The sequence below is a fragment of the Pseudoalteromonas sp. TAB23 genome, assembly GCF_000498075.1.
Taxonomy (GTDB): domain Bacteria; phylum Pseudomonadota; class Gammaproteobacteria; order Enterobacterales; family Alteromonadaceae; genus Pseudoalteromonas; species Pseudoalteromonas arctica.
The window spans coordinates 1-8,273 of record NZ_AUTP01000332.1; the positions used below are offsets into that span (position 1 = coordinate 1).

Sequence of the window (8,273 nt, forward strand, 5' to 3'; positions counted from 1 at the left end):
ATAAGGCGGGTATCCAATTAGTGGAAGTTGTGCTGCGCACGCCAGCGTCACTTGACGCATTAATCGCGATTAAAAAAGCACTGCCCGATTTATGTGTAGGTGCAGGCACCATTACCGATCAAACGTTACTTGCAAAAAGCCTTGCCGCAGGCAGTGATTTTATTGTTACGCCTGCTATATCGCCACGGTTACTCGATGCCCTTAGCCAATCGTCGGTCCCTGTTGTGCCGGGTGTTTCAAACACCGCAGATATTTTACTTGCTAAAGAATATGGCTTTACTGAGCAAAAATTGTTTCCTGCTTCTTTGTGTGGTGGCGAACAGTTTTTAAAAGCAGTCAGCAGCGTATTTGCTGATATTCGCTTTTGCCCTACAGGCGGCATTAATGAGCAAAACTTTAAAGACTATTTAGCACTTAGCAATGTGATGGCCGTAGGCGGTACATGGATTGCACAACCACAATGGGTGCAAAGTAAAGACTATGAAAAAATCACTCAAGCCTGCCTTCAGGTACTAAACAACAACTAATTAACATATTGACTGCCATACGTTGACAGTGTAATTTACCCTTGCATGCCACCGGTAGCAAAATATAAACAGAACAGTTAAGGAATCTTCAATGCCGAGCAATATCGAACCTTTAGAGTTGCACCCAGATCGTTTATTTTCAAGTGATCCTAGCGTCGTTGCTATCGCTAGAAAGTTATATGAATCAATTAAAGACTTACCGATTGTTAGTCCACACGGTCACACTGATCCACGTTGGTTTAATGAAAATGAAAACTTCGGCAATGCAACTGAGCTATTTATAAAACCCGATCACTACGTATTTAGAATGCTCTATAGTCAAGGGATACCAATGACTGATTTAGGCGTGCCAGAACATGGTCTGCAAGGCGATATGGCACGTTCAAAAGCAGCAGCTCCTGAAAAAGTATGGCAAATCTTTGCTGACAACTATCACCTGTATGCAGGTACGCCAAGTGGCTATTGGTTAGATGCGGTATTTAGTGATGTGTTTGGTTTTACAGAAAAACTTTGCTCTGAAAATGGTCAGCACTATTATCAAAAAATTACAGCTGCGTTAGCAACACCCGAGTTCAAGCCTCATGCACTGATGGACCGCTTTAATATTGAACTAATTGCGACAACAGAGGGGGCACTTGATCAGCTCCCGCACCACCGCGCAATTGCAGGTTCTGTAATGGCAAAACGTGTTATCACCACCTTTAGACCTGATGATGTGGTTGATGCTAGCCGTGAAGATTTTATCGACAACGTATTTAAACTTGGTGAGATAACCGACCAAGATACATCAACTTGGCAAGGTTATTTAGCAGCAATTCAAATACGTCGTGATTACTTCCGTATTGAAGGCCGTGCAACAGCAACCGATCATGGCCACCCTACTGCATTAACTGCTGACTTATCTACAGCTGAGTGTGAAGCATTATTTGAAAAATGCCGAACAGGCAATTCATCTGAGCAAGAGCAAGAGTTATTCCGAGGTCAAATGCTTACTGAACTTGCAGGTATGAGCATTAAAGACGGCTTAGTGATGCAAATTCACCCTGGTGCCCATCGTAATCATAACCAAGCGGTATTTGATCAATTTGGCCGTGATAAAGGCTGTGATATTCCAAGCCAAACTGAATACGTAAATGCGTTAAAACCACTATTGAGTAAATACGGGAATCACCCGGATCTTAAAATCATCTTATTTACGTTAGATGAAACTACCTATAGTCGTGAACTTGCGCCACTAGCAGGTCACTACCCTAGCCTAAAATTAGGCCCAGCATGGTGGTTCCATGACAGCCCAGCAGGTATGCTACGTTTTAGACAGCAAACAACTGAAACAGCAGGTTTTTACAATACAGTTGGCTTTAATGACGACACCCGTGCATTTTTATCTATCCCCGCTCGCCATGATGTTGCACGCCGCGTTGACTGCCGATACTTGGCTGAATTAGTAGCTAATCATCAAATTAGTGAAAGCACTGCGCAGACACTGGCTTATCAACTAACCTATGGGCTAGTGAAAAAAGCATATAATCTCGATAAATAACAATAATAGAGCCACTTAATTTAAGTGGCTCAACCATTGAGGACACACCATGACTTTAAAAACATCACTGTTATCAAAGCGCATTATGATGGTAACAGCTCTAGGCTCTGGCCTTTTACTGGCTGCCTGCCAAGAACAAGCTGACCTTAAAAAACCATTGCAAGCAAGTGAGACTAACTCTCTCAGTAGCGCACTAGTTGCTAAAGTAGACATTGTTAATCCATCTTCGTTTAAGCGCCCTAATGAGCCAATCTATCTTAGCTATTACGATTTAGGCCTAAGCCAAACTCCTGCTTTAACTGTAAAAACAGCGCAGCAAGTGTTACCTAGCCAAGCTGTAGATATTAACTCAGACGGTGAACTTGATGGTGTGTATTTTATTGTCGATTTAAATGATAAACCGATTGAAGTCACCATTACACAGCAAAGTAAACCAGTAATCACAGCACAAACAAAACGTGTTCAAGCTGATCTTGCCCATAAGCAAGGTGGTCAATGGCAGCCTCATTCTCGTCCTCCAAAACACCAAATTGGCACAGGCAAAAAAGAATATGTTGGTGGCAACTTCATAAATGTTCAAGAACTTTCCCCACCAGATTATTACACCGATCATTCAAACTGGATCCGATACGAAGGCCCAGGTATTGAGTCAGATAAAGTGGGCTATCGTTTTTACCTTGATTGGCGCAATGGCTTTGACATTTTTGGTAAATTAAGCGCAGCCCCCGTGTTACATACTGTTGGCCTTGATGGTTATGACTCTTATCATGACAAACAAGATTGGGGAATGGACATTCTCAAAGTCGGTAAGTCTTTAGGGGCTGGCGGATTTGGTTTGCTGGGTAGTAATGATGAGCTGGAACATGTCGCTGATGTGAACCAACGCACAGCGCGGATTATTGAGAATGGTGATTTACGCGCCAGTATCCAAATTAAGTATCAAGGCTGGCAAAACAGTTATCAACAGCAAGATTTAACCNCCGCCAATATTAGTATGCATGGCGGCTCACGTTTAGCACATGTAGAACTGAGCACTGATAAAGACTTGTCTAATTTAGTGGCCGGTGTGGTCAAACACCCTGAGACTGAGTTTATTCAAGGTGATCTCGATGCAATGAGTAATTATGGCTACAGTTATATTGCCAGTTGGGGCAATCAAAGTTTAGATAAATCAGCTTTAGGTATGGCGGTTTTCTTTAAAAAAGGCGATGTTATTGACGTACGCCAAGATAAAAATAACTACCTTGCAGTACTAAAACCAAAAGGACAAAGTACACAGCATGCAGATTACTATTTTGCCTCACTGTGGCAACCTGAAAGTGGTATCAACGATAAAGAAAGCTTTATTGAGTACCTTGAACAACAAGCTGAAAGATTGACTATTAAACCACGCATTACTTTGCATACCACAGTTACAGCAAATAAAACGACGCAACCGCTTAATGATAAATTAGCCCTTGAATGGGCCCGCGCCCTTGCCGATTCAGAGCTGAAAAGAAAAACACTAGGCTACCATGCCAATGGCTGGGNTGGGATGTTAACCGTAAGCGCAGCCCAAAGTTTGAATACGACATTATCGGTTTACAACCTTATGCTTATTATCAATTAGGGCTGGCAACTGATGAACAAGCTTATAAGGATGTGATTGCCAAAGTTACTGGTAGCTTTATTGATCAGCAAGGGAAAATCAGCGCCTATAAACAAAGCAATTTTAATATTGATAATATTCCACCCGGTCGCAACCTTATTCAGCTATACCAAGATACCCAGCAGCAACAATACTTATCCGCTGCAAAAGCTTTGCGAGCACAATTACAGTTACAGCCACGTACATCACAAGGCGCATTTTGGCACAAAAACAAATATCAACATCAAGTGTGGCTAGATGGCGTTTACATGGGTATGCCTTTTTTAGCCCAGTACGGTAGCTTATTTGAAACGGGCCACCAGCAACAAGAAACCTTTTCAGAGGTTGTAAACGAATTTAAGCTCACTCGCGAAGCACTACGCGATCCAAAGACAGGGTTGTACTATCACGGTTGGGATGAATCTAAACAGCAAGCATGGGCGAATAAACAAACCGGTGTTTCCGCAGAGTTTTGGGGCCGTGGAATGGGTTGGCTCGCTATGGCAGTGGTTGATGTACTCGATTACATCCCAGCAAAAAACACAGAGCAACGCGATACCTTACTCGCCATGGTAAAAGAGTTGGCCACTGATATTGCCAAAGTTCAAGATACTGATACCGGCACATGGTGGCAAGTTTTAGACAAACCAACGGCTTTAGGTAACTACCAAGAGTCAACTGCAACAGCAATGTTCGCTTACTTTTATGCAAAAGCACTTAATAATGGCTATATCGATGCTGATTATCAAGGCACCGCGCTTGCAGCGTATCAAGGTTTACTTAACCAATTTACATTAGTCCATAGTGATGGCACGGTGAGTATGACCAACCAATGCTATGTTGCAGGCCTTGGCTTTGGCCGTGATGGTAGTTATCACTATTATATGAGCGAGCCGGTCAGCAATAATGATCCTAAAGGAAATGGTCCCTTCATTCTAGCAAGCCTTGAAGTAGCTAAGCTTCTAGCTGGTATCAACTAACCAGTCATAGATTAGTCAGCCGGTAAGCAAAGTTCATCGCATTTTTGCTTACCGGCTAACACTCACTTCCCTTCAACAACATCAGCACACTAAGCTCATAAGGATTTATGATGCGTATAATTAAAACCAATAAAGACAGCGCAAATAAAAATATTATTTCATTTTTTATCTGCTGCTTATTCTGCTCAATAATGAATGTGTCTGCGCAAAATAATAACAACTCACTGAGCTATGCCGTGCAAATGGCTAACTCTGAGATGACTCGTAATCCACAGGCGTACACCATTGATTGGCGTACTGAACCACGCTGGGACTACACCCATGGCTTAGTGTTACTGTCATTTGCCAAGCTCTATCAGCATAAACAAGATCAACGCTATTTCAATTACATTAAAGAATATGTAGACGCGTTAGTAATGGAAGATGGCAGTATTAAAACCTACGTAATGAGCAAATATAATCTCGACATGCTCAATGCCGGCAAGTTACTGTTTTTTATGTTTGATGAAACAAAAGACCGTAAATATCGCCTTGCCCTCGATACGCTATATGCACAGTTCAAATTACAACCTCGCACAATTGATGGTGGCTTTTGGCATAAAAAACGCTATACCTCGCAAATGTGGCTCNGTTTATATATGGCAGCGCCCTTTTATGCCGAATATATCCGCCGCTTTGGGAAAGCAGAGCAGTATGATGATGTTATAAAGCAGTTTGAATTAATTGAACAACATACTTATCGCAGTGACACCGCTCTCCCTGTACATGGCTGGGATGAGTCTAAACAACAGCGTTGGGCAAATAAAAAAACCGTACAATCAGCTAATCATTGGTCGCGCTCTATCGGTTGGTACGCCATGGCAATGGTTGATGTATTAGATCAACTACCGAATGATTACCCTAAAAAAGTGTGGCTATCACAGCGCTTTAATACATTGATTGATAACATATTAAAACTTCGTTCTGACTCCGGTGTATGGTATCAAGTTACAGATAAAGGTGAATTACGCGGCAATTATATAGAGTCATCAGGCAGTGCTATGCTCAGCTATGCGATTGCAAGAGGTGTTAATCAAGGTTACATGTCTGATAGCTACTAAGCGATTGCAAAAAACACCTTTAATGCTGTAGTTAGCAACTTTATTAAACCTGAAGCGGATAACACCTTATCAATCCAACAAGTATGTGAAGTAGCAGGACTTGGCGGAAAACCATATCGAGATGGCAGCTTTGCTTATTACATTAGTGAGAATGTACGTGCGAACGATCCTAAAGCAGTCGGGCCTTTTATTCTTGCTAGTTTAGAAATGGATAAATAACCGATGCTAAGCAACAAATACTATTTCTATTTAGTACTGTTAGTTGTTTGCTTAAGTAGCAGCCAGTGTTATACAAAAGAGTCGCAATTACTATCGCCAACACACTCAAAGTCCGTGGCAAGTAGATCTTGGTAATGGCGAATATAAAAACCCAATCTTGCATGCCGATTATTCCGACCCAGATGTGGTTGCTGTTAATGGCGATTATTACATGACAGCATCTAGTTTCAACTCTGCACCTGGATTGCCTATTTTACACTCTACCGATTTAGTCAACTGGCAGTTAATTAATTATGCGCTGCCAATACAGCTGNCTGCCACAAGCCCACTTTGCAAAAGTACAACATGGCAACGGCGTATGGGCGCCCACAATCCGTTTTCATGATAATAAATTTTGGATTTTTTACCCTGATCCTGATTTTGGGATTTATGTAACCACAACAGATGATCCTGCTGGAACTTGGTCAACCCCACAGCTTATTTTAGCGGGTAAAGGATTGATCGACCCGGCACCATTATGGGACGACAATGGTAAAACCTACTTAATACATGCATGGGCAAAAAGTCGTGTTGGCTTTAATAATGTACTAACGCTACGTGAAATGAAAGATGACGCAAGTTGGGTCAGTGACAAATTCACACACATTGTCGATGGTACAAATCACTCTGGATATCGCACCATTGAAGGTCCTAAATTTTATAAACGTAACGGTTATTACTATATTTTTGCGCCTGCTGGTGGCGTAGATTTAGGTTGGCAATCGGTATTTAGAGCAAAAAAAATTACCGGTCCCTATGAAGTCAAAGTAGTAATGGCCCAAGGTAATTCAGTGATCAACGGTCCTCATCAAGGTGCGTGGGTTCACACCCAATTTGATGAGGACTGGTTTATTCACTTTCAAAGCAAACAAGCGTATGGCCGTATCACCCATTTACAACCTATGCACTGGGACAATGATTGGCCAGTCATTGGCATAGATAAAAATGGTAATGGAACTGGGCAACCGGTTTTACAGCACCCTAAGCCTCGAAGCAAAATTAGCCCGCAACCCACCAGCATAGTGAATAATGATGAATTCAACAGCGCTAAGCTAAGCTTATTATGGCAATGGAATGCAAATCCAAGTAACAGCTGGTATTCATTGACAGACAACCCCGGCTTTTTACGCTTATACTCGCAGCCAATTACAGCCCAAAATAATACTAATTTATGGTTGACGCCTTCTTTGTTACTGCAAAAGATCCCTGCAGAACAGTTTGCTTTTACAACCACATTACAGGTCAACAAAACAAGCTCTGCTAGTTCCTCAGGACTAATTTTATTTGGTGAAGACTATGCATGGATGGGTATCAAAACATCTTCTACTGGCGAACAACAGCTAGTCTATGTGCACTGTTTTAATGCGAGAAAAGGCTGTAAAGAAAGTATCGTTGGGCAACAACCACTGACACAACCCTATCTTGAACTAAAAGTCGTTCTACAACCAAGCGCCACAGCCATTTTTAGTTATAGAACCGCTGCAAGTGCTGAGTTTCAAATTATTGGTGAACACTTCCAAGCTAAAAAAGGCCGCTGGGTAGGAGCTAAGTTAGGCTTATTTAGCCTGTCGCAAACTCCTGGCGCTAGCAGCTATGCCGATTTTGACTATGCCCGTTACGACACTTTGGATTAAATGAATATGTTTAAACATCAAAAGTTGAACTTTATTGCCATATTATTGCTATGTGTTCAGCCATGCATAGCAGCTGATTACACCGTTGAAAATACTTATAAAAAACTAATCAAACACTATCCACACATGCAGGTGCCCGCAACGACACTTCCTGACTCTGTCATCGCTTATAAAGCATTGGTTTACAAGCAAACTAAAAACAGTGCACAGACTTTAGATATTTATCAGCAAAAGCTGCAAACACAAACAGCGCCTTTGATCATATTGATCCACGGGGGGGGCTGGCAATCAGGCACCCCCGCATTAATGATAGCACTTGCAATTGCGCTGGTAGAACGCGGTTATATTGTTGCTGCGCCCAGTTACCGCCTCAGCGAGGAAGCGCCTTATCCTGCAGCAGCTGAGGATTTAGTTAGTGCGTTTCATTGGCTTAATAATAATGCTGCTCAGTATAATATAGACAGCACTAAGATTGCTTTATCGGGCGGCTCTGCAGGTGGCCAATTAGCCGCGCTGTTAGCTTACAGCGGCGGAATTGTGGGTAGCAGCGACACTAACTCGAAGCGATTTAATGTCCAAGCGCTGATCAATATAGATGGCTTAAGTG

7 protein-coding genes and 1 pseudogene are annotated in these 8,273 nt (G+C 42.2%); all 8 read left to right on the forward strand.

The annotated features are described in order from the left end of the window. Positions 1-527: bifunctional 4-hydroxy-2-oxoglutarate aldolase/2-dehydro-3-deoxy-phosphogluconate aldolase (gene eda, locus L654_RS0122285; RefSeq protein WP_024609090.1), on the forward strand; the 527-nt coding region annotated here is incomplete at its 5' end. 91 nt (positions 528-618) lie between these two features. Next, positions 619-2,067, forward strand: coding sequence for a glucuronate isomerase (gene uxaC, locus L654_RS0122290; RefSeq protein WP_024609091.1), 1,449 nt, complete (start codon positions 619-621; stop codon positions 2,065-2,067). Positions 2,068-2,116: 49 nt separating this feature from the next. Then, positions 2,117-3,676 (forward strand): DUF4861 family protein, encoded by a 1,560-nt coding sequence (locus L654_RS1000000128430; RefSeq protein WP_225305793.1) that lies wholly within the window; start codon positions 2,117-2,119, stop codon positions 3,674-3,676. Between the two features lie 2 nt (positions 3,677-3,678). Continuing rightward, positions 3,679-4,674 carry a glycoside hydrolase family 88 protein gene (locus L654_RS1000000128435; RefSeq protein ID WP_263640640.1) on the forward strand — a complete coding sequence of 332 codons (996 nt, stop codon included), beginning with the start codon at positions 3,679-3,681 and terminating at the stop codon, positions 4,672-4,674. 242 nt (positions 4,675-4,916) lie between these two features. Beyond that, positions 4,917-5,993: pseudogene (locus L654_RS01000000126620) on the forward strand (glycoside hydrolase family 88 protein). A 184-nt stretch (positions 5,994-6,177) separates the two neighbouring features. After that, on the forward strand, positions 6,178-6,378 hold the full coding sequence (locus tag L654_RS1000000128615; protein ID WP_263640641.1) for a family 43 glycosylhydrolase: 201 nt from the start codon (positions 6,178-6,180) through the stop codon (positions 6,376-6,378). Next, the gene (locus L654_RS1000000128620) at positions 6,287-7,666 is read left to right on the forward strand and encodes a family 43 glycosylhydrolase (protein ID WP_050582336.1); all 1,380 of its coding nucleotides are present in this window, start codon (positions 6,287-6,289) and stop codon (positions 7,664-7,666) included. Before L654_RS1000000128615 ends, L654_RS1000000128620 begins: the two co-directional genes overlap by 92 nt. Then, positions 7,667-8,273 (forward strand): alpha/beta hydrolase (locus L654_RS0122310; protein ID WP_225305794.1); only part of this gene is annotated, 607 nt, incomplete at its 3' end.

Excerpts from the sequence above, each read along its gene's own strand:
- uxaC (WP_024609091.1), top strand. The coding sequence starts at position 619 with ATGCCGAGCAATATCGAACCTTTAGAGTTGCACCCAGATCGTTTATTT.